Genomic DNA, 1370 nt, shown 5'->3' on the forward strand with positions numbered 1-1370 from the left:
CTCGCGCCGCTCGCGCTCATGGAAGCCGCCCACCCGCACGCCCGCGCCCGCCTGCTCGGCCGCCTCGCCGACACGCACGCGGTCGACCTGGTCGTGGTCGGTGGCGGCGCTACCGGGCTGGGGTGCGCGCTCGACGCCGCGGCGCGCGGTCATTCGGTGCTGCTGGTCGAGGCGCGCGACTTCGCCGCGGGCACCAGCTCGCGCTCGACCAAGCTGATCCACGGCGGCGTGCGCTACCTCGCCCAGGGCCGCATCGGCCTGGTGCGCGAGGCCTTGCGCGAGCGCGGACACCTGCTGCGCAATGCGCCCGCGCTGGTGCATCCGCTGCGCCTGGTGGTGCCCGCGCGCATGCTGGCGGAGCGGCTCCTGCTGCGCGTCGGCCTCGGCGCCTATGAGGCGCTCGCGGGGGCGGACGGGCTGGGCGGCTGCAGGATGCTCGACGCCGCCGGCCTGCGCGTGGCGCTGCCCGGCCTGCGCGACGAGGGCTTGCGCGGCGGCGTGGCCTTCCACGACGCCCAGTTCGACGACGCCGGCCTGGCGCTCGCGCTCGCACGCACGGCGAGCGCCCACGGCGCGCTGCTGCTCAACCACTGTGCCGTGCACGCGCTGGTGGTGGAAGACGGCCGGCTGCGCGGCGTCGTCGTGCACGAGGCGGAGGGCGGGCGTACCTACCGGGTCGCCGCGCGCGCGGTGATCAACGCCACCGGCGTGTGGGGCGATGCGCTGCGCCGGCGCGCCGACCCGGCCGCCCGGGCGCTGCTGCGCCCGAGCCAGGGCGTGCATCTGGTGGTCGACGCCGACTGCCTGCCCGGTGGCGACGCGCTGCTGGTCCCCCGCATGCCGGACGGGCGCGTGCTGTTCATGATTCCCTGGGGCGGGAAGGTGCTGATCGGCACCACCGACACGCCGCGCGCGGACGCGCCGGACGAACCCGAGCCGCTCGCGGGCGAGGTGGACGACCTGCTGGCCGCCGCGGCGCGCTGGCTGCGCCGCCCGCCCACACCCGGGGCGGTGCGCAGCGTCTTCGTCGGCCTGCGGCCCTTGCTTGGGGAGGGTGAAGGCGGGGGCGAGCCGGGCGGCGCCAGCAGCCGGATCTCGCGCGAGCACCGCGTCGAGGTCTCGGCGCAGGGCCTGGTCAGTGTGCTCGGCGGCAAATGGACGACTTATCGTGCGATGGCCGAGGAGGCGGTGGATGCGGCCGAGGCGGTCGGCGGGCTGGCGCGGCGGAGTTCGCCGACGGCGACGCTGGCGCTCGACTGCGGTGTGTGCGCCGGCGCGGAAGGCGAGGGAGAGGCGGGCGGCGACGCGGCCCTGCCGGGCACGCCCCCGGGGCTTCCGCCCGGCCTGTTGCCCGGCGCCGCCGCGGTGCG

Annotated in this window: 1 protein-coding gene; it reads left to right on the forward strand. The window is 77.7% G+C overall.

Annotated elements, in window-relative coordinates; genetic code table 11:
- Positions 1-18: 18 nt before the first annotated feature.
- A partial coding sequence (locus C667_RS22975; RefSeq protein WP_051174716.1) for a glycerol-3-phosphate dehydrogenase/oxidase occupies positions 19-1370 on the forward strand: 1352 nt, incomplete at its 3' end.

Source organism: Thauera phenylacetica B4P, assembly GCF_000310225.1.
GTDB classification, from domain to species: Bacteria; Pseudomonadota; Gammaproteobacteria; order Burkholderiales; family Rhodocyclaceae; genus Thauera; species Thauera phenylacetica.